Origin of the sequence: Pseudomonas putida (assembly GCF_003228315.1) — a bacterium.
In the GTDB taxonomy this organism is placed as follows: domain Bacteria; phylum Pseudomonadota; class Gammaproteobacteria; order Pseudomonadales; family Pseudomonadaceae; genus Aquipseudomonas; species Aquipseudomonas putida_S.
Window position 1 is genome coordinate 2,047,087 of sequence record NZ_CP029693.1, and the last position, 25,054, is coordinate 2,072,140.

The window sequence follows — 25,054 nt, forward strand, 5'->3', positions numbered from 1 at the left end:
TCCGCAAGCCTTCGGGCACCGGTTACTCGCTGGACAACAACACGGCCCCGGCCAATGGGCCGCCGCCATTACTCGCCACCGCCAGGTGCGGTTGACCCGGTACTTGCCGGGCCCCGCCTTCGCCGCGCAACTGGACCACGGCCTCATGCACATGGCCGAGCCCATGAAGACGTCCGGCCGACAGTTGGCCGCCGTGGGTGGCCATTGGCAACTGGCCGTCCAAGGCAATACGGTGACCGCCTTCGACGAACGCCGCCGCCTCACCGCGCCCACAGAAACCCAGCCCCTCCAGCCACAGCAGACTGAGAAAACTGAAGCCGTCATACAGCGCGGCAACCTTCACGTCGGCAGGCTTGTAGTCGGTACGCTGCCAAAGCCGCCGACCTGCCTCTTCGGCGCAATAGCGCGTCAGATCGCCCATCTGATCCCAAGCGTCACGGCCGGTGAACGGGCCGCAGATTGATTCGATGTTGACCGGCCGCGAGCGCAAGTCCGGCGCCGTATCACGGTGAGAAACGATCACCACCGTCGAACCATCCACCGGCACGTCGCAGTCGTACAGGCAAAGCGGCGTCGACACCATGCGCGATGCCAGATACTGCTCCATGCTCAGCGGCTCGCGATAGACCGCCTTGGGATTAAGCGCCGCATTGCGTCGGGCATTGAGCGCAACCGCCGCCAGCTGCTCGCGGGTCGCGCCAAACTCATGGAAGTAACGGCTGGCAACCAGCCCCACCCAGTTGGCCGCCGACGCCGCCTGAAACGGCACCTGGAATTCGCCAAAGCCCGATACACGCCCTTCTCCTCCTACGGAGCTTGAGCGCACGCCCGTGGCCAGCGCGCTGGATTCGGTGACGGTGCGAAAACAGATGACGTGCCTGGCCTGACCCGAACCGACTGCCATGCAGGCATTGATCAAGGCGCTCATCTGCGTCGCTTCGTTACCGGCACTGTACCAACCCAGCTCCAGCCCCAGCGATTCCTTGACCTGACCAATAGACACCGGGGAAAAAGCCGGCATATCGGCACGGTAGCCCGGCCAGCTGGCAACACCGTCGATGTCCTTGCGGTCCAGGCCGGCATCCTCAAGGGCCGCCAATATGGCTTCCAGCGTCAGGTCCAGGCCACTACGTCCCAGCCTGCGACCCACTGCCGATTGCCCGATGCCGGAGATGATCGCTTGGCGCTCTGGAGCCGTGGTCATGAAAATTCCTCTAGTTTTTGATCTCGAGTCACCGCCGCTCTCCGTTTCGGATTTGGCGATATGCAATTGTCGGGGTCTTGAGTATTGACCCACCTGCAACACTGCGGCAGACTCTAAAAAATGTCAAACAGTCAGTTATTGGAATTTGCGGGTGTTACGCAGGTCTGGAACTGGCGCTAAGATAGCGGGAAATCTCTGCTCTCGTCCCGAGCGTGGAGAGGCACCTACAAAAACAATATTCGAGGTGAAGATCCATGGCAGCACGTGAACCCGGCTGGAGCACTGACCAGCTAGACACCATCAACGCCGTCTTGCAGCGCGCTACCGAGAAATATGGTGACCGCCAGTTCATGGATTTTCTGGGCGACACCTACAGCTTTGCCGATATCAACCAGACCGCCTGTCGCCTGGCCAATGGCTTGAGCAAACTTGGGGTCAAGAAAGGCCAGACCGTGGTCACGCTGCTGGATAACTCCGCCGACGCTGTCTTTATCTGGTTTGCCATCAATAAACTCGGTGCCGTCAGTGTGCCGGTCAACACGGCACTCAAGGGTGAGTTCCTGCGTCATCAAGTGGGCGACGCCGCCGCCAACGTGGTCATCGCCGAAAGCGATTACGCCGATCGGGTCGCGGCCATTGCTGACAGGCTGCCTGAGCTCACCACCCTGGTTCACCGCGGTGCCGTACCGACCGTAAGCATCAAGCAGACACTGCTGGCCTGGAATGACCTGCTCAGCGACGACGCCAGCGAGCCGGACGTGCAGGTCATGCCCCATGACCTCGCCATGCTGATCTACACCGGCGGCACCACCGGCCCTTCCAAGGGTTGCATGGTCAGCCACAACTATACCTGCAGCCTGGCGCGTCAAATGCTGGTGATTACCAATCGCCAGGAAGACACCATTACCTGGTCGCCGCTGCCACTGTTCCACCTCAATGCGGTGGCCACCACGGTCGTTGCCAACATGATGGTCGGTGCCCGGATCGCCATTTACCCGCGCTTCTCGGTGTCCAATTTCTGGCCGCAGATCCTACGTACCGGCGCCAACGATGTGCAATTGCTCGCCGCGATGATGCCCATGCTGGCAGGCGCGCCGGACAACGAATCCAGCCTGCGCTGCCGCGGCCAGGTCAAGGCCGTCTGGGGGGCGCCGTTCCCAGAGGCTGTGCAGCAACAGTGGAAGGAACGATTCGGTGTCACCCACACCGTCTGCGGCGGCTTTGGTCTTACCGAGTGCTCGCTGCCGAGCATTCTGCCGTTCGGTACGGTTGGCAAGCCGGGCAGTTCCGGCCTGCGCAACACCGAAGACTTCGACGTGCGCATCGTTGACGACAACGATGTCGAGCTGCCGCCAAACACCCCAGGCGAGATCATTGTTCGCCCACGCAAGCCCAACGTCATGTTCGACGGCTACTGGAAGCGTCCGGAAGACACGCTCAAGGTCATGCGCAACATGTGGTTCCACACCGGCGATATCGGCAAGTTCGACGAGGATGACTTCTTCTATTTCGTCGATCGCAAGAAAGACTATCTGCGTCGTCGCGGCGAGAACATCTCCAGCTTCGAAGTGGAAAGTGCCTTCCTGCAGCACGAAACCGTTGATGAGGTCGCCGCGCACGCCGTGCTCTCAGACCTGGGCGAGGATGAATTGAAGGTCACCATTACCCTCAAGCCAGGCAACGCGCTCAGCGAGGAAGAGCTGTGCCGCTGGGCCGCCGACCAGATGCCCTACTACGCGGTGCCCCGCTACATCGAGTACCGCTCGGCGCTACCGAAAAGCCCGCTGGGACGCATCTACAAGTTCCAGCTGCGCGATGAAGGCGTGACGGCAACCACGTGGGACCGGGAAAAGTCCGGCCTGAAACTGGCCAAACGCTAAATGACGGCGGCCAAGGAGTTTGCCATGCAACCTACACCTGTCTGGTTCACCGGCGGTGCCGGCAATCGCCTGGCCGCTGATGTTTCCGGACCGGAGGACGGCCCACCGATCTTGCTGTTGCACGGTGGTGGCCAGACCCGCCACTCCTGGTCACGGGCACATCGGACACTGGCCAGCGCGGGGTACCGGGTAATCTCCCTGGATGCCAGAGGACACGGGCAATCGGACTGGATCGAAAACGGCGACTACGGCCCGCAATCCCAAGTCGAGGATCTGCTTTCGGTCATCGACACCTTGGGAGCGGCGCCTGCGCTGGTGGGTGCGTCGATGGGCGGGGTCAACTCATTGCTCGCCTGTGCATCGGACCCGAGGCTGGCCTCGTGCCTGATTCTGGTCGATGTCACCCCGCGCCTGGAACTTGAAGGAATCGAACATATCTTCCAGTTCATGACCGGTAATGCCGATGGATTCGGCTCGCTGGCAGAGGCGGCTCAGGTCGTCAGTGCCTACAATCCTCATCGCAAGCAAACGAGCGATACCCGCGGGCTGGAGAAGAATCTCCGACTGCGTGATGACGGGCGTTGGTACTGGCACTGGGACCCGCGTTTCATGGCCGGAGATCATCGTCAGAAGGTTGCCCGCATAGCCCAACGGATGCAGGACGCCGCTGGCAAAATCAATATTCCAACCCTGCTGGTGCGCGGACAACAAAGCGATGTGGTCAGCCCTCAGGGCGCACAAGAATTGCAGGCGATGATTCCTCATATGACTTTCGTCGACGTGGAAGGCGCAGGTCATATGGTGGCTGGCGACAAGAACGACCTGTTCAATGCCGCCATTATCGAGTTCCTCCAACGCCACTACCCGGCACACTAGAAGAGGGCAGCGCGCATCACTTCAAGGGCCGTCGCGGGCCCTTTTTTTTGATCAGCGAAACGCAAAGTGCGTGGCGTGTGGCGCCGGCAGATCGAGGATGGAGCGACAGCCGGGTGCCGCTGCCACGACCCCCGGCACAAAGTTGACCGCCCGCGCGGCGTTCAGCGCTGCAGCGTGGTCCGTCCCATCTTCACCCGCCTGAGCCGAGAGCTCACAGCAGATGCGGGGTAACCCCTCAATCTCAACCCGCCAGTTGGGTTCGTCCGCCCGCTGCCGCCAGCCCGGGCCGAGCGCCAGACGGGCAACCTGCTCGTTCACGATCTCAAGGAAAGGACGACCGTCGCAATAGGCGGTGAAGGTCCATCTCACCCCGGCCGGGGTTCCAGCAGCGATGTGCAGTCCACTGGCCTGGAGCACCATGTCCTCCGGGGCCAGCGCGTATTCCTTGTTGGTGATTTTCACATCATCCAATACCAGCCCCAGGCCGTCGGCCACCATGCGAGCGGATTGACGCATGCCCCACAGCCATAGGTTGTCCACCATGGCGCCGCTCGTTTGCTGCTGCACGGGAATGCCGAATCCGCAACCCTGACTCAATTGCACGGCGGACGGATAGTGGGCGTTGTAGCCACGCTGCCAGGCCCGGATCAACGTGACCCGGCCGGCGTAGCCGGAAACGAACAAGGGCAACACATCACTGATCAAACCGGGGATATTGCCCCCGGCAACCAGCGTGGTGTTACCCGCCTGGCAAGCGTCTTCCAGTGCCGCCAGTTCCGGTTCTCCCTGCAGGTACCATCCGCCAATACCGGAATACACATTGATACCGCGGCGCAGGAAACGCTCCACAATATCGGGGCTCCACGATTTACCGTGCCATAACGCGCAATCGGCCGGCACGGCGAGCAGCTTTTCCAGATTGCATGTCGCCGTAATGCCCATGGCCCCGATGCCGCTCAGAAGACCTGCATCGACGCCCTCCTTCTTTTCGTCATGGACGAGCACACCGGCAAGCTCCATCCCGGGATGCCCCTTGAGAAGGCGGATGATTTGACGGCCGACGCCGCCGGTATAACAGACGATAACCCGAAGTTTTTTCACCGCGATACGCTCCAGAGCCCTCAGGCGCAAGTGACATGGCAAAGGGGGTGAACAACCTGACTCAATCGCGCTCGCCCATCAGGCAATCCTGTGCAATCGATGCCAGTAATTGTCGCTGCTGGTCATAGATCCGCACATTGGACAAGGCACGCCCCGATCGCAGGCTGGGGCTGTCACAGACGAACAGCAGCCACTGATCGGCGCGGCAAGGACGATGAAACCAGAGGGAATGGTTGAGGCTGGCGATAAACAGACGGTCGCGCGCCTCGATCAGGGCGACATGGTGCAAAATCGCCGCGCTGTTGACCCAAAAATCACTGAGATAGGCCAGGCCAGCCGCCTGCATTGCGTCATCTTCGGGCAAGCGTTCGTGCAGCTTTACCCAAAAGACCAGGTTCGGCTCACTGGAAGGCTGGCACAGGTAGCGCTGCGGTTCGACGATGCGCAATTGCGCGCAGCTTTTTTCAAACCGTCCCCAGTCCGCCCGGCCGCCGTGACGCAACTGAGTCATCATGGGCAGTTCTTCAGGGTCTGGTACTTGCGGCGGCGCTTGGACATGAAAGAAGCCTTCAATGGGAACCTGAAAGCTGACCTGAGCATCGATCACACGCCGCGTCTGTTGCATCCCACTGACATGAAAGCTGGCAAAGCGTTTGCCCTCCTGCAGCGGCGTCACCTGATAGGTAATCGGCAGCGTCGGCAGCGCACCTTGCAAAAACAGGCAATGCAGCATCGCTGGCTGCTTGTCCGGGCAACAGTGCCGGGCCGCCAGAAACGCCTGCGCCAACAGTTGCCCACCAAAAACGCGGCCATTGAGGTTGGCATCGTGAACGTCACCGGTAAAAACCAGTGGACCTTGTTCAGTGAGACACAGCAGGTCCGCCAATACCTGCTGATTCCAGAGCCGGGCTTGCGCAACATCAGACAGGTTCATCGGATTTCCCGGCAGGTTGTCAGAGAATGGAAACCGGACGCTTGATGTATTTGAACGTACCGGAGGCGGTGGCGAGCAACTCACCCGCTTCATTGCGCACCTCAGCGTCGCAGAACGCCAGTGAGCGGCTGCTCGATCGCAGGAAACCCTGCGCATTCAGAATGTCACCCGCCACCCCGCCGGGGCGCATGAAGCTGCTCTTCATCTCCACGGTGACGCAATGCTGGTCGCGCCCGGAAGCGAAGGTGCTGCAGGCCATGACAACATCCATCAGGGTCATGATCAGCCCACCGTGAGCGCTGCCACCGCCGTTCATGTGGAAACCCTTGAGCCGGACCTGAAGTCGCGCGCCCTCCTCGTACATCTGCGGCGCCCCGAGAATTTCCAGGTGCTGCATCAAGGGATCAATACCCTGGTCCGCCATGAGATTGGCCAGGAAAGCTGCACCGTCTGCCATAGGTTTATCCTGTGCTTCAAAGCGAGGTTCGAGAAACGGGTTGGCCCATGGCCAATGGCTCGCCTGCAGGTGAACGCTCAGGCGTCGCCATGCCGTCGAAGCGCGGATAGCGACCCAGCGTCAGCAACAGCACCGAACACAGCGGGAAAGCCAGGACGCAATAGGTCAGCATCGAGTCGTAGGTGCCGGTGCGGGAAAACAGAATTGCAAAGCCAAAGGGTGCGAGGGTGCTGCCCAGGCCAATGACGCCCATGTGCAGGCTGTAGACCCTGGCGTAGTCGCGCATGCCGAAATAACGCGCCATCAGGAAAGCCGCGATGTCCATTTCCGCACCGGCACCGAGCCCCACCAGAATCGAGCCGAGCATCAGAATGTGCATGTCGCTCTGGGTCATGAAAATCAGGCAACCAAAGGCCGGGGTCAGCAACACCACGAAGGCCACGCCCGGTGCCCATAACCGATCGATCAAGTAACCGACCACGACCCGGCCGAGTACCAGGGAAACGCCATAAATGCTGAACACACTGGCCGCATCCGCCGCCGAAAGCCCTTTGTCGCGCAGCATGGGCACGGTATTGATCACCATGCCGATCATCGCCGTCACCGCCAGCAGCAGCGCAAAGTTACAGACCCAGAAGCGCCGTGACCGCGCGGCTTGACGCAACTCCATGCCCGGCAACTTGACCGCTTCGACATCAGCGCCGACAGCCACGGCCATTTGCTTGATCAGCGGCGCCGCGGTGGACAGCCAGCACAGCGACAGCGGCAACGTCACCAACAACGGCAACAGACCCAGCACCCAATAGCCCGCGCGCCAGCCCCATTGCCCGATCGCCCAGCTCAACACCGGCGGCAGTACCAATGCCGCGAGCCCGGTACCGGAGAGAATGATTGCCAGGGCCAGGCCCCGGTTAAGGTCAAACCACAGGTTAACCAACTGCGTCCAGGTCACCTGCATGGTCCCAAGCCCGGCAAATGCTAACAGCGCGTAACCGCCGTACAGCTGCCAGATGGAGCCAGTGTTGAAGGTCATCAACGCATAGCCCAGTGCCAAGGCCACCAGCGAACACAAGGTCACCGGACGAATGCCGTAGCGTTTGAACAACCAGCCTGTGATCTGGATGGAGATCACCGAGCTTGCGAACAAAAAGGAAATGGCCGGCTGTATCTCGCCCCGAGTCCAGCCAAAGGCTTCCTGCAAGGGCACGATCATGGAACCGAAGGCATACAGCGGCGCGACGCTGACGGAAGTGCCAATGCCGATCAGGGCGAGGATGAGCACCCTCCACCCCAAGCGAAACTCGGCAAAATTGATGGCCAGGGACGTTCCAGGCTTTTCAGATGAGCGAGACATGCAGACACTCCATCAGCTTTTTTTTCAGTTTTTCAGCTAGCAAGAGCTCAAAGATCGAGAGACATTCAGCGAATATCGCGCTGCCCATTTCAACCTTTAGAGCCCAATAACTGACTTATTGTTATTTTTACTGATCATCACCTTGCCTTCAACGCTTGTCAAATGTCACGTTGGCCTTGACCCGATCCCAGGTCGCAGCCGTTACCCCTTCATCGCGCAACTCATACTTCAGAATCCGCCCGACCGGGCTGCGCGGCACTTCAGTGCGAAACTCGATGTAGCGCGGCACCGCATAGTAGGGCACGCGGTCGATGGCCCAGCGACACAGCTCCTCCTCCGTCACGCTACTGCCGGGACGCAGTACCGCGGTGACCTTGACTTCATCCTCGGACAACTCGGAAAACACGGCATGGACCGCGACATCCTCGATCTGCGGATGCGCCGCGAAGGTTTTTTCCATCTCATAACTGGAGATGTTTTCCCCGCCACGGCGCATGTAATCCTTCTTGCGGTCGAGGAAAAAGAAGAAGCCTTCTTCGTCGATCATGCCGATGTCGCCCGTGTGGAACCACATGTTGCGCATGACTTTGAGTGTGTCGGCAGGACGATTCCAATAGCCCTCGAACATCACGTGTGGCTTGAGTGGACGCACAATCAGCTCGCCCGGGGTGCCATAGGGCAACTCGACATCGTTGTCATCGACCACGCGAATATCGAAGGAGTCGCAACGCTTGCCGGCACAGTTGGGCTTGTAAGGATCACCGAACGGCAGCATGGTCACGATGGCGCACTCGGTCAGGCCAAAACCTGCCCCACCTACGGCGTGCCGAACGCCGAAGCGCTCACGCCAGCGTTGCTGCAACTCAGGTGGAAATGGCGCGCCGTAGACCTTGTCCAGTTGCCCGTAGCAACGCTTCATCGCGTCGTTGTCAGGCGCACCCGCCAGCAGCGGAACCATTGAAGCCAGCAGGTTCGCCTCATTGGCGCCGCTGCGCTCGATATCCGGCCAGAAACCCGACACCGAGAAACGTGGATAGACCACCGCGCGCGCGCCAATCATCAAGTTGCACAACACCGTGGTCACCGTGGCATTGAGGTGAAACAGCGGTAGCGGCGTCCAGGTAATCGACTCTTGCGTGCGACCCAGGCAGATGATCATCTGCCGCGCTTCGTTACAGGCGTAGTTGTGGCTGATCATGCAGCCCTTGGACGGCCCGGTGGTACCGCCGGTGTAGATCAGCATGGTCAGATCGCCCGGTGCGACCTTGACGTCAGGATCATGGGTATCGTCGCTGCGCAGACTTTCCAGGGCGACGATCTGCTTGTCGCCAAGGCATTCAGCGGGCGCTTCACCGCGATGGACAAGGACGCGCAAGTCCGGCAACTGATCGGCAATCAGGCCAACACGTTCGGCATAAACGGTTTCGGCGATGACCACCGCTGCATTGGCGTCGGCAATCTGATGACGAAGAAATTCACCTTTGAACGCAGTGTTCACCGGCACGCTGATGGCACCCAGTTTGTTCAGGGCGAACCACATCAACACCGCATCGCAGTTGTTGTCGAGAATCGTCACGACCGTCTGGCCCTTGACCACACCCAGCGTAGCCAGGCCATTGGCGAGACGACAGGCCTCACGCTGGATGTCGTTGAAGGTCAGCACCTGCCCCAGAACATCAAGGAACGGTTTATCTCCGAATTCGCGGGCTGCACGACGGACCACATCGTTGACCGTATCGGACTCGCCCGCAGACCACCCTGGCAGTGCTTGCGGATTCTGGATTGAAGGCAAAAGGGTCATGCTTGTGAGCTCCGGTAATGGGGTGAGCAATCGCGTGTCAGCCGCTTCCAGCGCTGGCCGGCAAGTTCGAGAGAGTTTTCGTGGGTCAGCACGTAAAAGCGTTTTTCATGAATGGCGATCAACAACTGGATTGCCACCTGGTCGGCCGTCACCGATGCGCTGTGCAAGGCTTTTTGCGCGTGCTCATGAAAGGCTTTCGCTGCTGCGCCGGGAGGCGCGGCCCGGGATTCGACATGGTCACCGCCTGGCCCGGTCAAACCCGTGGGCACCAGCCCTGGGCACAGCACTGAAACGGCGATATCAGCACCCAGACTCTTGAGTTCCAGATCCAGGGATTCCGAGAGTGCGACAAGTGCCGCCTTGGCTGCGGCGTAAGGGCTGATGAAAGGCAAGGCCATCAAGCCCCCCATGGAAGCGGTGTTGACGATATGCCCCTCCCTGCCCTGCTCGAGCATCATCGGCACAAAACTGTGCAAGCCGTTGACCACCCCAAGCAGATTGACGTCCAGTACCCGCCGCCAGTTCGCCAGGTCATGCTCCCAACTGCAGCGAGGCAAGTCCCCGGTTATTCCTGCGTTATTGCACAGCAGATCAACGCCACCTTCTGCCCTGACCCGCTCAGCCAGCTCAGCCATCGAACCCGGGTCGCTGACATCGGTGGGCACTGCCGTTACCTGCCCTGCATCGAAGCTTTGCACGGCTGCCTCGAGTCTCTCTCCCGGTAAATCCGCGAGTACCACATGCATGCCTTCGGCCACAAACAACCGCGCCATGGCCAAGCCCAGGCCACTGGCAGCGCCCGTCACTACGGCCCTTCTGTTAGCAAGTTCCAACATGAAGCTCACTCCCTATTCGAGCCAGGTCTCAGCGTACGGGCACCGTTCCGCCGTCCACACTCAGGGTTTGCCCGGTGATGAACCGAGCGCCGTCACCGGCGAGAAAAACCATGACAGGTGCCAGATCGCGATCTGCATTACCCAGCTTGCCGCCCAGCGGAATGATCGACGCCAGATGCCGATCATGGGCAGTCAGTTCTCCGGGCGTCATCTTGGCGCGATGGGCGTCGTACATCGGCGTCCAGATCATCGGCGCCACCGCATTGACCGTGATCCCGTAACGCGCCCACTCCTGCGCCACTGTGCGCGTCCAGGCAAGTACTGCGCCCTTGGAGGCCGCATAGTGAGCCGCCCCAGGCATGCCGGTCAGGCCGGCGGCCGAACCAAAGTTGATGATGCGCCCGCCACGCTCGCGCATATGCTCGAAGGCCGCCTGGTTGGTGTGGAGGGTGCCGCGCACATTGACGTCAAAGATCAGGTCCCAATGCTTCTGGCCGATATCCTCGGCCGGTGCAGTGCGTTCGACACCGGCGATGTTGGCCATGGCATCGAGCCCGCCCATGAGGCCAACGGCAGCCTCGAATACCGCGGCGACCTCGCCGCGGTTGGCGATGTCGCAGTGATAAAAGGTGACGGCACCCGGGAATTGCTCATTGACCTGAGCGGCGGCTTGCTCGCCTTCGGCGTCCAGTACATCCAGGGACGCGACCTTTGCACCCTGGGCGGCATAAGCGCGCACGACGCTGGCACCAATGCCACGCGCGCCGCCCGTGACGATAATTTTCTTACCTTGGAGCTGCATGTTCCTGCCTCTTGTTGTTATTCAGGTGTTATGCGCAGTTGCAAGCGGACCGCCTAGGGCAGCCCGCCGTCCACCTTGATCAAAGAGCCGGTCGTATAACTGGAGTAAGGGCTTGCCAGGTAAAGCGCCGTGGTGATGATTTCTTCCGGTTTGCCTGGTCGGCCAAGGGCATTGGCGCAGGTTTCGCGCATCTCTTCAGTCCAGGCCTTGGAAATGTCAGTGAGGAACGGTCCCGCCGAAATGGTGTTGACCCGTACCTTGGGACCATATTCCTGCGCCAGCCCTACGGTCATGGCGTTCAACGCAGCCTTGGCCCCCGCATACGGCACGATCTGTGGTGATGGACGCAGGCCACCGGTGCTGCTGACATTAATGATCGAACCGCCCTTGCCTGCGGCCATACGCTGGGCAACCAATGCACCGAGGCGAAAGGGTCCCTTGAAGTTCAGGCTGACGACCTTGTCAAACAGCTCCTCGGTGACCTCATGTGAAGGCACGGCCGGCGACATGCCGGCATTGTTGACCAACACGTCGAGGTAACCGAATTCGGCATAGGCGACGTCGACCAGGCGCTCGACTTCCTGCCATTTGCCAACGTGACAGGCCACCGCCAGCGCGCGCCGGCCCAGCGCCCGCACTTGCTCGGCAACGGCCTCGCAGGCATCGAGCTTGCGACTGGCAATGATCACATCGGCACCCGCCCTGGCGAACGCCAAAACCATCTGGTAACCCAGGCCTCGGCTACCGCCCGTGACCAGCACGACTTTGCCGGTCAGGTCGAACAACGACTCGTGGTTAGTTGAATCGGTCATTGCAAATTCACCGTCTTAATTGTTCAGGATGTGCGCGTAGCGGGCCCGCGCTGCCGCGATCTTCGGCGGCAGGTGTTCGCTGGGGAACATGCCTTCAGCGGGTTTGTAGCGACGCAGCAGCTCACGGGCCACGGTCACCCGGTGGACCTCGGTGGGGCCGTCAGCCAGGCCGAATGTCGGCACATTCATCCACATGTAGGCCAAGGGTGTTTCGTAGGTCGCGCCCAGGGAGCCGTGAAGGTGCAGCGCTCGCTGAACGATGTCGTGATAGATCTTGGCCATACCGACCTTGACCATGGCGATGTGAGCGCGAGCCTGGCGCGGATCGCCATGGCTGCGATCGATGATCCAGGCGGTCTTCATGACCAGCAGGCGAAATTGCTCAAGCTCGATCTGGCTGTCGGCAATCATCGTCTGCACGGTCCCCATATCGGCCAGCAGCGTGCCTTGGGTACGCCGACTGAGCGCCCGTTCACACATCATGTCCAAGGCCCGCTGGCACTGCCCGACGATCCGCATGGCGTGATGCACCCGACCACCACCGAGGCGCGCCTGCGCCACCGCAAAGCCACCGCCCTGCTCGCCCAGCATGTGATCGAGCGGTACGCGCACGTTGTTGTAATGCAGATAGCCCTCAGTCGCCTCATCCATTTCCAGGCGCTCGCCCATGTAAGGCGCATTGCGGATGATCTCCAGGCCTTCGGTCTCCCGAGGCACGATGAACATCGACATGCGCTTCTGGATAGGGGCCTCGGGGTCGGTCACTGCCAGCACCAACACGAATTCGGCATATCGTGCGTTGGAGGAGAACCATTTCTCACCGTTGATGACCCAATGGCCACCCTCACGCACAGCCGTGGTGGTGAACACCCGTGGGTCTGCACCACCCTGCGGCTCGGTCATGGAAAAGCAGGAAACGATATCGCCATCGAGCAGCGGCTGCAGGTAGCGTTCCTTTTGCTGCGGGGTGCCGAACATGGCAAGAATTTCAGCGTTGCCGGTGTCCGGTGCGGCGGTGCCGAACACGGTTGGCGCCCACAAGGAGCGCCCCAGACGCTCGTTCATCAAGGCCAGAGCGACCTGGCCGTAGCCTTCTCCACCCAGCTCCTCACCGAGGTGACAGGCCCAAAGTTTCTGGCGTTTGACCTCGTCCTGCAGCGGTTTGAGAATGGCCCGTGAGGCTTCGTGGCGAGTGTTGTAAACCACACTCACCGATGGAAACAGCACGTCCAGCGGTTCCACTTCCTCGACCAGAAAACGGTCGATCCAATCCAGCTTTTTTTGGAACTCAGGGTCGGTCGAAAAATCCCACATGGTATTTCCCCAGACAGCGTTTTAATGGACCGCTCAGGCGGCAGAGATGAGTTGGCGAGCCTTGGCCATCAGCCAGGTGGCGTAGTTGTGCAGGTAGTCGCCCATTTCCTTCGGCGCCTTGCCGACCAGGGAGCGCGCGTAGGTGCCTTCGAGCAGGCAGGCGAGCTTGTAGCAGGCCAACACGAAGAACCACGCCAGGCTGGACAGATCGCGACCGGTCAGTTCGCCATACAGTGCAATCAGTTCACTGCGGGACATGAACCCATCCCAAGGCTCAACCACCGGCTTGCTGCCAGCGCCCGGAATCTGTGGGTCGCCCGGTTCACGCCAGGATGTCAACACCCAGGCAAGATCCAGCAGCGGGTCGCCAAGGGTCGACAGCTCCCAGTCGATCAGGCCGCTGATGCGCGGTGACTCTAGAGAAAACATCACGTTGGGCCACTGATAGTCGCCATGGATGATGCCGATGCGGCCATCTTGCGGGACGTTGTCCGCGAGCCAGCGACCCACTTCATCGACGCTGGGCAAGCCACTTTGCTGATAGCCGGGGGTATCGCGATAACCATCGAGCTGCGAGCGCCAGCGATCGACTTGGCGACCATGCCAGTTCTCGGGACGGCCGAAGTCCGCGAGCCCGGCCTGCTGATAGTCCACCTGACTCAGCGACGCCGCCGCACGAACGAAGGCTTCACCCATCTGGTAGCGCCAACTCGCATCGGTGGCATAGCGGCCTTGCAATTGACCGGCCGGAGAGAAGCCTTCAAGCGGCTCCATGAGGAAGAAGTTCACGCCCATCATCGAGCTGTCGGTACAGACAGCCAAGAGCGCCGGATGAGGGACGTCGCTGCCCGCCAGCGCCTTGAGCACCCGGGCTTCTCGCAACATGGTTTCATTGCTGTTGGCACGCAGATGTCGAGGTGGACGGCGCAGCACCATTTGCCGGGTGCCGCGGTTGAGCATGAACAGATTGTTCTGCGAGCCGCCGGTCAGCTGGCGGACTTCGGTGATCGGGCCGTCGCCGGGCAGGCCTGCGTCGTCAAGCCACGGCTGCAACACGGACCAATCGAGCAAACCGTCGAAATCGGGAAGTGTCGGCTTCATACGAGGCGACCTCCCCCGCTGCGGTTCGGTTCAGCCCCTGGCAAGCGCCGATCATATCGGCCCTGCATGCGTAACGAAGTCTCCATCATCCGCTTTCCCCATCGTTATTGTTGTTCGGTCACTCCTTGCGCAGCGGCGTTCTTGTCCTGCTCAAGGTTTCGGCGCACTTGTCTCAACACTTCCAGCGTCTGATCCAGAGCCGCCACATCCAGGCCCTGGGAAATACGCTCGGTCCACTCGGCACTTTCCTGGTTCACCTGTGCATACACCTGACGACCCAGTGGGGTGGCAACCAACTGCTTGGACGTTTTGTGATGCGGGTTTTCCTCGTAGCTCACATACCCTTCTGCGGCCAGCACGTCAGCCAATCGCTGAATGGCTTGACGCGTGTAACCCAGACTGCGGGCAATCCGTGCAACGGTGGGTGGCTCGACCGCCAACACCACCGAGGCCAACACGAAGGTCTGGCCAGGGCCGCCCAATACTGATGGACGCTTGACGCTCATGACCCGGCCATGCAGACGCAAGACCTCATCCACCAATTCTCCGAGACGACCACCGACCTCGCTATGAACCGAATGATCGAAGGTCGGCGCAGGCCTTTCCTCGGCTTTCTTGCTAGCCATACTGACACCTCACTTCCAAACTGACAACATGCTGTCGTTTTATTTTATCTGATTTAGTCAAATACAACACCGTGTATGAGCCTCATCGTCAGCGCACGACTCTACAGACACAACAAGGGGGAGCAAGCTCCCCCTGGGTAAATCGTGTTGAACACTCAGACTCCGCAGGCCGTATAGCCCCCATCAATCGGCAAGAGTGCCCCGGTAATGAACGAGGCAGCCGGAGAACAGAGGAACACAATGCCCTGCGCAATTTCCTCCGGTTGCCCCCAGCGCCCCAAGGGTGTGCGCCCCAGCACCCGGGTATTTCGCTCGACATCAGCCGACATGCCACGGGTCATCGGCGTGTCGGTCCAGCCTGGCGCTACCGCATTGACGCGAATGCCTTCCTTGCCCCACGCCACAGCCAGGCTCTTGCTCAACTGCACGACACCGCCTTTGCTCGAGGCATAGGCAGGTGCTGTCGGACTACCGAAGGAGCTCATCACTGACCCCAGATTGACGATGCAACCGGCGCTGGCCGCCAGCAGATCCCGTGCGGCGTAACAGCAACGCATGGTGCCGAACAGGTTGATCTCCAGAGTACGCAGGAAACCTTCTTCGGTGAACTCACTGGCACCGCGGCCGATGCCTGCGGAGTTGATCAGAATGTCGAGCCGGGAAAGCCCGGAAAAATACGCTGTGACAGCAGCGGAGTCGGCGACATCGAGCACGGCGAAATCGACAGCGGCCAGCCCGCTGTCATCCTGGCAGGACTGGACCTCCGCCAGAGACACACCGGTCGCCTTAACCGTACATCCAGCCTCCAGCAGTCTGCGAACAGTCGCAAGGCCAATACCACTTGTACCGCCGACTACCAGGGCCGTTTTATTGTGCAAATCAGTCGCCATAACCGCTCCTACTCAAGTCCCTTGGGCATCCCTCTGACACCCGACAACAACAAGATGACATAGAGTCAGTTTATAGCGCTACATCCACAGCATTTGAACGACACCATGAAAACCCAGCAAAACACTAGGATTAACCTAGATAATGGTGCTTTTTAAGAGGAAGCTTGACGCAGAAAAATAACTGACATATGGTCATCTTTACCAAAACAACACGCCTGCAACCCGAGGTCAGCATGCCAACCGTCAACTACCCGATCTACGACGTAGACCGTCATTTTTACGAGCCACCGGAAGCATTCCTGCGCCATCTGCCCAAGCAGTTCCGCAAAGAGTTCCAGTACGTGCAGATCAATGGCCGCACCAAACTGGCGGTTGGCGGCGTATTGAGCGACTACATCCCTAACCCTACTTTCGATGTGGTCGCCGCACCCGGCTCCCATGAAATGTGGTATCGCGGTGAAAACCCGGAAGGTCTGTCACTGCGTGAGTTCGGTGGCGACCCAGTACCTTCCCATCCCGCCTTCTTCAACGGTGAAGCGCATCTGAAGGTCATGGATGAGCAGGGTATTCATGCCGGCTTGTTTATTCCGACACTCGGTTCGGTCATTGAAGAACGCCTGTCACACAAACCGGACGCCATTGCCGCCCTGTTCCATTCGTCCAACCAATGGTTGGCCGAGGAATGCGGTTTTGCCCGTGAGAACCGCCTGTTTCCGGTACCGATGATCAACCTCATCGATGTCGATAAAGCCGTACAGGAACTGGAATTCGTCCTTGCTGCCGGGGCACGGGTAGTCGGCGTTCGTCCGGCACCCGTGGCAGGTTTGACCGGTGGCCGGTCGATGGGCTTCACCGAGTTCGACCCCTTCTGGGCTCGCGTCAACGAAGCGAAGATTTTCGTCATGCTGCACGTTTCCGACTCCGGCTACGACAAGATCAATAGCTGGTGGACGGCGGGTGGCAAGGGTGAATTCAGGCCGTTCGAGAAAGAACCATTCGGCGAAGTGCTGGACTGGATGGGTCGTGCCATCTCCGACACCTTGGCGGCTTTGATCTGCCATGGCGTTTTCGATCGCTTCCCTGATGTGCGCGTGGCGTCGTTGGAAAACGGCACCTCCTGGCTGGAGCCACTGCTGGGACGCCTGGCACACATCTACAAGAAGATGCCGAAGTCGTTCAAACGCGATCCAGTGGAAACCTTCCGCCGTCATGTGTTCGTTTCACCGTTCTATGAAGATCCAGTGGACAAGCTCATCGATTTGATCGGCGTCGAACGCGTACTGTTCGGCAGCGACTGGCCGCACCCGGAAGGCCTCACCCACCCGCGGGACTTCTTCAAAGACATCGACATGCTTGATGAAGCACAGACCCAACGCGTCATGAGCACCAACCTCAAGGGTTTGCTTGAGGGTGTTCGGGACTGATACCGAATGCGGAAACCAAAAAAGGCATGAGCATCCCTCATGCCTTTTTTATTGACCAAAGGAAGCCTTGGCGACTTTCCCTTTAGCTTTGCCGCAATCTGAAGCCCCACCGGTTGTATCGGTGTTTTCCAGCACGCTTCATCACCATGATCGGCAAATGCGGCCTATTGTTGTCGGTGACGACAGGTAGCAATCGACCCATTGCGGTCGGTGGGCAACACCAACACTTCCAGTGTCGTCAACGGCACTACAAGTCCCGAGCCCAAGTCTGGCTGACGAGGTCTTTTCCGAAGCTGTGTACCTGTTCTTCTTCGACCAGTTGAAAACCTGCTTTCTGGTATAGCTTTCGGGCATCGCAAAGCACGCTGGTTGTCCAGAGGATCATGCTCTTGTAGCCCACGTGCCGCGCAAATCGGAGACTCTCTTCCAGCAACCGATTGCCGATTCCCATGCCTCTGGCACTCGCATCCACATACAGCATCCGCAGCTTGGCGGTCGTCTCATCATGTCTGACGACAAAGACCGAACCGATGACCATGCCATCTTTTTCCGCGATCCAGCACCGTTCGCAAGACTGATCGAACTCACGCAGGTATTTGGCGACGATTTCCGCCACCAGCGCTTCGAATTCCGTATTCCAACCGTATTCGCGGGCATAGAGTTGGGCTTGCTGCTGAACGACAATGCCCATGTCACCCGCTCGTGGATCGCGCAGAAGGTAGGAAGGATCCCTGTCGCCCAATTGCGTCTGTATCCGTCTCATGGCTTGGATCAATTGCTCTTGCTGTGGCTCAGGCAAGCCTTGCAGCATCACCACGACTTCTTCACGAGCGGCTTGCTCCAGCGAGGCCAGCACGGTACGACCTGGATCGGTGAGCTGGATTTGAGATGCTCGGGCATCGGTTGCCGAGCGAGTCCTGCTGATCAATCCTTTTTTCTCGAATCCGCCGATGACTCGACTGAGATAGCCAGCATCCAGGCCAAGCATATGGCAGAGGTCTGAACTCTTCAGGCCAGCACTGGCGCCCAATTCATAAAGGATGCGTGCCTCGGTCAAGGAAAATTCGGCTTGAAGCAGGTGCTCTTGCAGTGCGCCGATCTGCCGGGTGTAGAAACGGTTAAAGCGGCGGACTGTGTCAGCACGCTCCATGATGGTTGCGATCATGAAAACCTCAATATAGTTGCTTTTGGCAATTATATTATTGACTCAGGCAACCATGTCAATCCTGCGATGGTCAGGTGCAACGGCAGTTTACGGTTAAGACGTATTGGGTCTGACCGTCTGCTTTTGGCCGATTTCTGGCTGTGTCCTCTTCCGCCACGACCCATCAAACCCTATCCACCCGGTCATACCGTGCTACCAAATTGCCGCAACGACTACAGCAATCGAAATCACCCATTATCCGAGACCCCCACCACTCGCATTGCGCCCCTCAAATCCGAAACGCCCCAATCTCCTTCCGCAAAGCATTCACCAACCCATGTAAATCCTGACTCGCCTGCTCCGCCCGAATAACGCCTCTAGAGGTCTGCTCGCCCACCTGACTGATGTCGACAAGACTCTTGTCGATCTCCATCGAAACCTGGGTCTGTTGTTCCGCCGCAACGGCTATCAGCTGACTCTGCTCAACGATCAGCCCTGTAGCCCGGACGATGTTCTCCAGCGTCTGTTGCACTTCATCGGCTTGGGTGACTGTAGTTCCTGCAGTCTTGTGGCTGTTGCTCATGGCTTTGACTGTCTCGGCTACCCGGCTGTGCAAGTTGCCGATCATCTGCTCGATCTCCAGTGTCGATTGCTGCGTACGTCGCGCAAGCGTGCGCACTTCGTCGGCGACCACCGCAAATCCCCGGCCCTGCTCGCCGGCGCGGGCGGCTTCAATGGCCGCGTTGAGTGCGAGCAGATTGGTTTGTTCAGCGATATTGCGGATCACCTCCAGGACCTGGCCTATCGCCTCGCTGTCAGCCGCCAATTGATGAATCAAGTGCATCGCCCCATCGATTTCCCCCGCCAATCGCTGGATTGCACCGACCTGCTCTCGCACCCTTAGACGGCCCTGTTCGGTTTCCCGGTTCACCTCTCGGGCGCTGCTGACCGCACTTTCCGCGTTGCGTGCGACTTGGCGTGCAGTCACCGCCAGCTGGTTCATGGCTGTGGCAACGACTTCCAGTTGCTCACGTTGCCCGGTTACCTCACGCGCGCTGGAGCGGGCAACCGATTGCACCAGATCGCTCTGTTGGCCGACCTGCAAGACCACGCCATCGACTTGCCTGATCAGGTGCTGGATCTGTCCAACCGTACCGTTGAACACCGTACCGAGCGCTGCCAATTCGTCCTTGCCCAGGACCTCGAAATGAACAGTCATGTCGCCTTGAGCGACTTTGCCCATCACCCGACTCAAGTCATCCAGGATTCCGCGCGTCGCCAAATAAAAAGCACCGTACAAGTAGGTGATCAACAACAGAATGGCGAGTGACGCCACCGACAACAGGATCATTTCGCCGCGGGCCTGTCCAAGCCGCTGTTGCAATGACTGGGTGAGCGATGCCAGTGCTGCATCGTTCAGCCCTTGAACCTTGTCACTCAAGCCGGTCATCTGATCGAAATAGGCAGGCCACTGCTGCATTGGCTCCGCCGCATTGAGGATTTGCTCATCGAGTAGTTGCTTGCCTCTTTCGATGCTTTGCAACCCGACCTGCAGCGCGGGTGCAAGCGAACGTGCAATGTGCGCGTCAAAAACCTGGAATTTCTGCGCACTTTCGACACCGACTCGATCCATCCCCACCATCAATTGCTCCAGGGCAACGCTATCGGCGGCACTTGGGTAGCCTTGGCCCAAGGTGATCGAGCCCAGTGTCCGGGCATTGTTCAGCAGCGCCGACAGCCTTGGCACTTGAACTGCGATCAGGGTACTGAGCTGACGCACGCGCGGCTCATCGTTCTGGCTCAGCCCCGCCTGCTCGACAATACTTTCCAGCAGAAGCGCACCTTGCGCCGCCAACTGACCGCTCAATTCCGAGCGGGGGGCTGCGCCTTCGGTTTTGCGCAAGGTTTGCAGCCCCTGGACCAACGCTGTGAGTTGACGCTCAATCGTCGGCGAACCAAGGCCAGAAATGTCCAGCCGGCTGATTGTGGAGACGGCAGCCTCTTCAGCCCGTTCGATCCGCTGGGTGATATCGCTTTTCTTTTCCACCTGGCTCACCCGCTGCCGGATCTGGGCCAGATCCTTGAGCAGGTCAAGCTGTTGCTGCAATTGCACAGACTCGCGAACCGCCGCCAGGCTGCCGAGTACCGCTGCACTGACCCGCCACTGGTGGTAGGCAATGCCGACCAGGTACGTATTGGCCCCCAACAGAGGCACGAAGAATAAAACACTGATCAGGCTGAATTTCATGGCGAACCCCAGACGGTTCATCAGCCAGATTCCCGGATAGAACAAAGCCTTCATGCTGCACTCCTTCCCTTATTGTTTTTATAGGTTCAGCGCACCAGGCGCTCACCGATGAAATGCGAAACCTTCGGTGGGCCATCGCCACAGTGAAAGGCTCTGACTTTCGCCTCAGCCTGCTGGTCGGCAAGGGTGGTTCGGGTTTGCTGACGCAGATAGTCCGACCATGAATCGACAATGAATCGCTCGAGGTAGTGATCGGGATGGTCCAGTTCCCGGTAGATCCGCCAAAAGCTGGCGCCATCCCGGCGACGCTGGGCACCGATACGGTTGATCTGACGGAGGAATTCTTCGCGACTCTGCGCACTGACCTGATAGGCGATCTGCACCGCGACCGGTCCCTCGCCTGGCTCGAGACCGACAAAATTGAAAGCCGGCAGCTCTGCGCTCGACGGGGTGACTTCGTCGTCGTTACCGAGCCACGCCGGGTAGCGCCACATCACCAGCATCGACAGTGCCACCCCCATGGCTGCGAGCATCAACGCTGTGCGACTGTCGAAGTGACTGGCCGCCGCCCCCCACAACGCGCCGCCGATGGCCAGGGAGCCCTGAAACACCAGCATGTAGATCGCCACTGCGCGAGCGCGAATCCACGGTGCAACTGAAGACTGGATGGCGACCAGGTTGCTGGTACCGACAGCGAGCCAGCCGATGCCGGCGAAAAACAGCGCCACACACTGCACTGCCGTGCTGGACGCCAGCGCCACCAACAGACAATTGAGCGCATACAACAATGCGGCCAGCGCCAGCATCAGATTCAGCGACATCCGGGCGCGCACCATGGGCATCAGAAAAGCCCCTACCATGGTGCCCACGCCAAGACTGCCCAACAGCACGCCATAGTTCCCGGCGCCGCCCGACTCGCTGGCGACCACCGGCAACAGCGCCCACAGGCCGCTGGCTGCACCGACAAAGGCAAAGGTGCGCAAGCATTGCTCACGCATCACCGCCGAGTGCCGCACGTAGCGCAACGTGCCGCGCAACCCGGCCCAAAGCGTTTCGGGTGGCAGGCTTGTATCACGGGACGGTACTTTCATGCTGATCACCACCAGCAACGACCCCAGCAACAGCAGCCCACAAATGGCAAACACACTGACCACATTCGACATGGCTACCACGCTGCCGGCCAGCGCTGGGCCAACCGCACGCGCTGAACTGTAGGACAACGACGAAAGCGCCAGCGCCGAAGCCATGTAGGGTCGTGGCACGGACTCGGCTTGTGTGGTGTACCAAGCCGGCCCTTGCAGCGCAAAACCAATACCGAAACAAAACGTCAGCCCCAGCAACAGCCAGGGCGTGACCAGGCCCAGGGCACTGCAGGTGATCAAGGTGGCAGCCGTGCAAAACATCCCTAGCTGGGTGACCAGCAGATAACGACGTCGATTGAAAATATCGGCGAACACACCACCTGGCAGCCCAAAGAAAAACGCTGGCAGGCTGATTGCCGTCTGCACCAGCGCCACCAACATCGGTGAGCTGGTCAGCGACACCATCAGCCAGGCAGCGCCTACGTTCTGCATCCAGATCGCCAGGTTCATCGCCAACGCGCCCAGCCACAAGGCGCGGAACGAGGCAAATCGCAGCGGCGCCCATAACGAATTCAAACTGTCTGTCATCGAAGCCTCGCCTTCTCTGATGCAGTCCTTGCGCTTGACTGGCGAAAGGAATGACCGCATATTAAAAACTAACTGTTTGACAGTTTTATACCAGATAGGACAACAAGAATCGACAATCCAGTGCCATACACCGTCAATTACTGACACTGTGGCAGTTTAGTGATCATGGAGCAGGCTTTCGATGACGACTATTCGCCCCGACGCCGACTTTCAGGAATTTCTGAAGCAAGGCCAATTCATGCTCCAGCGCAGCCGCTCGAGCCAACGCTGCTTTTTTTATCCTCGGGTGCTTGAGCCGCGAACCGGCAATACCGACCTGGAATGGGTGCAAGCCAGCGGGCTTGGCACCGTCTACTCAGCGACGGTTATCCGCCCCAAGCCTCCCGCACAGCCCTACAACGTGTCCCTGGTCGACCTTGATGAAGGTCCGCGAATGATGACGCGCATTGAAGGCATGCCCGCCGAACAGGTCACGATCGGCCTGCGTGTCAAGGCGCGCATCGTCGAGGAAGTTGACCAGTTTTTTGTCGTTTTCGACCCACACCACCACTAGGCGATAGATCATGAAAAATCCGATGTCACTTGCCGGTCGCACGATTGTCGTGACCGGTGCCGGTCAGGGAATCGGCCTGGGCATTGCACGCCTGGCCATCGAATTGGGTGCCAACGTCGCAGCTGTCGACCTCAATGCCGATGCCCTGCACAGCGCTGCCCATGAGCTGGGCGAGCACTATCTGCCACTGGCGGGCAGTGTCAGTGACCAGGCCTTCGTACAGTCGGCCGTGGAACAGGCTGTCAGCCACTTCGGGGCCGTCCACGGTCTGGTCAACAACGCCGGCATTGGCCGGCCGGCCATGATCGAAAAGATGACGCTGGAGCAATGGCAACAGGTGATCGATGTGCACCTGACAGGCTCGTTTTTCTTCACCCAGGCGGTCGGCCAGCATCTATTGCAACGCGCTCGGGCGGGCGACAGCGCGCCGGGCTCGATCGTGTTTATCTCGTCCGATGCCGGGCGCCGCGGCAGCCTCGGCCAGATCAACTATTCGGCGGCCAAGTCCGGCATGTTCGGCATGGCCATGACAGCTGCACGGGAATGGGCAAAACACGGCATCCGCGCAAACGCGGTGTGTTTCGGCATGGTGGAAACCGCCATGACCGAGAAGGTGCGTACCGATCCGAAGTTTCTCGAAACCTACCTGGCGCAGATTGCACTGGGTCGCTTCGCCTCTCCTGAAGAAGTTTCAGTCCCTGTCTGCTTCCTGCTGTCCGAAGCGGCTTCCTATATCACCGGCCAGGTCCTTTCGGTCAATGGCGGGTACACCATAGCGGTATGACTATGCACAATATTGCCAAAGAAGCACTTGCAGGCCTGCGCGTACTCGACATGACCCGGGTCATTGCCGGCCCTTATGCCGGACAGATACTCGCCGACCTCGGCGCCGACGTCCTCAAGGTCGAACGCCAGGGCGAAGGCGACGATATCCGTCGCATCGGCCCGCCATGGATCAAGGGCACCGAGAACGAACCCCACCAGGAGTCCACCTACAGCCAATCGGTCAACCGCAATAAGCGCTCGATCAGCGTCAATTTCGCTGAGCGCGAAGGCGCCGAGCTATTGCGCCAGCTGGCGGCCAAATCGGACATCCTGCTGGAGAACTACCGGACCGGCACCCTGGCCAAATACGGCCTGAGCTATGAAGAGCTGCGCGAGATCAACCCGCGCCTGATTTACTGCTCTATCACCGGTTTCGGTCAGACCGGCCCCTACGCCAACCGGTCTGGTTATGACTACCTGATCCAGGCCATGGCCGGGGTGATGTCGGTGACCGGTCACCGCGACGAACACGCCGGCGATGGCCCCATGCGAGTCGGTGTTCCAGTGGCGGATATCTGCGCCGGCCTCTACGCCGCCATCGGCGTACTGGCCGCGGTCAATCACCGCCATGAGAGCGGTGAGGGCCAGCACATCGATGTGTCGCTGTTCGACTCCCAGGTCGCCGCACTGCTCAACACCTTTTCTGCCTGGTTCAACGGTGGCAAGGAGCTGGGCCGCACGGGTAACGATCACCCAAGCGCATCGCCTTATGGTGTTTACGCGGTGGATGACGGCTTTATCCTGGTCGCGACCTTCAATGACCGCGAATTCGCCCGGCTAGCCGCCGCTGTGGACCGCTCCGAGTGGATCGAAGACCCCCGCTTTGCCCGCAACGGTGCGCGTGTCGCCAATCGCCAGGAACTGTCGGCGCTGCTTACCGAGGCGTTGCGTGGCCGTGGCAAGGATGAGTGGATCGCCCACCTCAATGCCGCCACCGTGTCCTGCGGACCGATCAACAGCATGGCCGACCTTGAGCGCGACCCGCATGCCATTGAGCGCGAAATGATCGTACCGCTGGAACACCCGGTCAATGGCACGATTCGTACCGCGGCAAGCCCGATGCGGTTTTCCTCGACGCCGGTTCAATACAAGTCGGCGCCACCGACTATCGGCGAACACACCAGTGAAATTCTCGGTGACTGGCTGGGGATGAACCCGGCGCACATCGAAGAACTGCGTCAACGCAACGTCATCTGAGGGAT

22 protein-coding genes and 1 pseudogene are annotated in these 25,054 nt (G+C 59.7%); 6 read left to right on the forward strand and 17 right to left on the reverse strand.

What is annotated here, in order from left to right; all coding sequences use genetic code 11:
• Positions 1 to 22 precede the first annotated feature (22 nt).
• Positions 23 to 1,204 carry a thiolase family protein gene (locus tag DKY63_RS09290; RefSeq protein WP_110963838.1) on the reverse strand — a complete coding sequence of 394 codons (1,182 nt, stop codon included), beginning with the start codon at positions 1,202 to 1,204 and terminating at the stop codon, positions 23 to 25.
• A 254-nt stretch (positions 1,205 to 1,458) separates the two neighbouring features.
• On the opposite strand from DKY63_RS09290, the gene DKY63_RS09295 reads away from it, so the two are divergent.
• A complete protein-coding gene (locus tag DKY63_RS09295) occupies positions 1,459 to 3,084 on the forward strand; it encodes an AMP-binding protein (RefSeq protein ID WP_110963839.1) in 1,626 nt (541 codons plus the stop codon).
• Between the two features lie 24 nt (positions 3,085 to 3,108).
• Positions 3,109 to 3,960: an alpha/beta fold hydrolase gene (locus tag DKY63_RS09300; protein ID WP_096515424.1), complete on the forward strand. Its 852-nt coding sequence runs from the start codon at positions 3,109 to 3,111 to the stop codon at positions 3,958 to 3,960.
• A gap of 51 nt (positions 3,961 to 4,011) precedes the next feature.
• Here DKY63_RS09300 and DKY63_RS09305 read toward each other — a convergent pair whose 3' ends face one another.
• From DKY63_RS09305 to DKY63_RS09360, 12 genes are all read right to left on the reverse strand, one after another.
• Positions 4,012 to 5,061 (reverse strand): dihydrodipicolinate reductase, encoded by a 1,050-nt coding sequence (locus DKY63_RS09305; protein WP_204354315.1) that lies wholly within the window; start codon positions 5,059 to 5,061, stop codon positions 4,012 to 4,014.
• A 61-nt stretch (positions 5,062 to 5,122) separates the two neighbouring features.
• Positions 5,123 to 6,088, reverse strand: a complete 966-nt coding sequence (locus DKY63_RS09310) for an acyl-CoA thioesterase (protein WP_110963840.1) — start codon at positions 6,086 to 6,088, stop codon at positions 5,123 to 5,125.
• Entirely contained in the window at positions 6,015 to 6,452 is a 438-nt protein-coding gene (locus DKY63_RS09315; protein WP_110963841.1) for a PaaI family thioesterase, read from the reverse strand. The genes DKY63_RS09310 and DKY63_RS09315 overlap by 74 nt, the downstream gene beginning before the upstream one ends.
• 16 nt (positions 6,453 to 6,468) lie before the next feature.
• On the reverse strand, positions 6,469 to 7,806 hold the full coding sequence (locus DKY63_RS09320; protein ID WP_110963842.1) for an MFS transporter: 1,338 nt from the start codon (positions 7,804 to 7,806) through the stop codon (positions 6,469 to 6,471).
• A gap of 148 nt (positions 7,807 to 7,954) precedes the next feature.
• Complete coding sequence (locus DKY63_RS09325) at positions 7,955 to 9,607, reverse strand: AMP-binding protein (protein ID WP_110963843.1); 1,653 nt, start codon at positions 9,605 to 9,607, stop codon at positions 7,955 to 7,957.
• Positions 9,604 to 10,443, reverse strand: coding sequence for an SDR family NAD(P)-dependent oxidoreductase (locus tag DKY63_RS09330; protein ID WP_110963844.1), 840 nt, complete (start codon positions 10,441 to 10,443; stop codon positions 9,604 to 9,606). The genes DKY63_RS09325 and DKY63_RS09330 overlap by 4 nt, the downstream gene beginning before the upstream one ends.
• 28 nt (positions 10,444 to 10,471) lie before the next feature.
• A complete protein-coding gene (locus tag DKY63_RS09335) occupies positions 10,472 to 11,245 on the reverse strand; it encodes an SDR family NAD(P)-dependent oxidoreductase (protein WP_110963845.1) in 774 nt (257 codons plus the stop codon).
• Positions 11,246 to 11,298: 53 nt separating this feature from the next.
• Positions 11,299 to 12,057, reverse strand: a complete 759-nt coding sequence (locus tag DKY63_RS09340; protein ID WP_096511924.1) for an SDR family NAD(P)-dependent oxidoreductase — start codon at positions 12,055 to 12,057, stop codon at positions 11,299 to 11,301.
• A 15-nt stretch (positions 12,058 to 12,072) separates the two neighbouring features.
• Positions 12,073 to 13,371: an acyl-CoA dehydrogenase family protein gene (locus DKY63_RS09345; RefSeq protein WP_110963846.1), complete on the reverse strand. Its 1,299-nt coding sequence runs from the start codon at positions 13,369 to 13,371 to the stop codon at positions 12,073 to 12,075.
• A gap of 33 nt (positions 13,372 to 13,404) precedes the next feature.
• On the reverse strand, positions 13,405 to 14,472 hold the full coding sequence (locus DKY63_RS09350) for a phosphotransferase family protein (RefSeq protein ID WP_096511926.1): 1,068 nt from the start codon (positions 14,470 to 14,472) through the stop codon (positions 13,405 to 13,407).
• A gap of 104 nt (positions 14,473 to 14,576) precedes the next feature.
• Complete coding sequence (locus DKY63_RS09355; RefSeq protein ID WP_096511927.1) at positions 14,577 to 15,098, reverse strand: MarR family winged helix-turn-helix transcriptional regulator; 522 nt, start codon at positions 15,096 to 15,098, stop codon at positions 14,577 to 14,579.
• A 155-nt stretch (positions 15,099 to 15,253) separates the two neighbouring features.
• Positions 15,254 to 15,988: an SDR family NAD(P)-dependent oxidoreductase gene (locus DKY63_RS09360; protein WP_110963847.1), complete on the reverse strand. Its 735-nt coding sequence runs from the start codon at positions 15,986 to 15,988 to the stop codon at positions 15,254 to 15,256.
• 233 nt (positions 15,989 to 16,221) lie between these two features.
• On the opposite strand from DKY63_RS09360, the gene DKY63_RS09365 reads away from it, so the two are divergent.
• Positions 16,222 to 17,412, forward strand: coding sequence for an amidohydrolase family protein (locus tag DKY63_RS09365; RefSeq protein ID WP_110967892.1), 1,191 nt, complete (start codon positions 16,222 to 16,224; stop codon positions 17,410 to 17,412).
• 247 nt (positions 17,413 to 17,659) lie between these two features.
• On the opposite strand, the gene DKY63_RS09370 is transcribed toward DKY63_RS09365, so the two are convergent.
• The 4 genes and pseudogenes from DKY63_RS09370 to DKY63_RS09380 all read right to left on the reverse strand — a co-directional run bounded on the left by DKY63_RS09370 (position 17,660) and on the right by DKY63_RS09380 (position 22,474).
• Positions 17,660 to 18,577 carry a bifunctional helix-turn-helix transcriptional regulator/GNAT family N-acetyltransferase gene (locus DKY63_RS09370; protein WP_110963848.1) on the reverse strand — a complete coding sequence of 306 codons (918 nt, stop codon included), beginning with the start codon at positions 18,575 to 18,577 and terminating at the stop codon, positions 17,660 to 17,662.
• Between the two features lie 268 nt (positions 18,578 to 18,845).
• On the reverse strand, positions 18,846 to 19,559 hold the full coding sequence (locus DKY63_RS33045) for a methyl-accepting chemotaxis protein (protein ID WP_430523150.1): 714 nt from the start codon (positions 19,557 to 19,559) through the stop codon (positions 18,846 to 18,848).
• Positions 19,560 to 19,703: 144 nt separating this feature from the next.
• Positions 19,704 to 20,858 (reverse strand): annotated as a pseudogene (locus DKY63_RS33050) (HAMP domain-containing protein); the annotation flags it as partial.
• Between the two features lie 32 nt (positions 20,859 to 20,890).
• Positions 20,891 to 22,474, reverse strand: coding sequence for an MFS transporter (locus tag DKY63_RS09380; RefSeq protein WP_162634889.1), 1,584 nt, complete (start codon positions 22,472 to 22,474; stop codon positions 20,891 to 20,893).
• Positions 22,475 to 22,655: 181 nt separating this feature from the next.
• On the opposite strand from DKY63_RS09380, the gene DKY63_RS09385 reads away from it, so the two are divergent.
• Genes DKY63_RS09385 through DKY63_RS09395 form a run of 3 tightly spaced genes read left to right on the forward strand, consistent with a single transcriptional unit; the run spans position 22,656 to position 25,049 of the window.
• Entirely contained in the window at positions 22,656 to 23,027 is a 372-nt protein-coding gene (locus tag DKY63_RS09385) for a Zn-ribbon domain-containing OB-fold protein (RefSeq protein WP_090468964.1), read from the forward strand.
• 10 nt (positions 23,028 to 23,037) lie between these two features.
• Complete coding sequence (locus DKY63_RS09390; protein ID WP_090468961.1) at positions 23,038 to 23,811, forward strand: SDR family NAD(P)-dependent oxidoreductase; 774 nt, start codon at positions 23,038 to 23,040, stop codon at positions 23,809 to 23,811.
• Positions 23,808 to 25,049: a CaiB/BaiF CoA transferase family protein gene (locus tag DKY63_RS09395; RefSeq protein WP_110963851.1), complete on the forward strand. Its 1,242-nt coding sequence runs from the start codon at positions 23,808 to 23,810 to the stop codon at positions 25,047 to 25,049. Before DKY63_RS09390 ends, DKY63_RS09395 begins: the two co-directional genes overlap by 4 nt.
• Positions 25,050 to 25,054 lie beyond the last annotated feature (5 nt).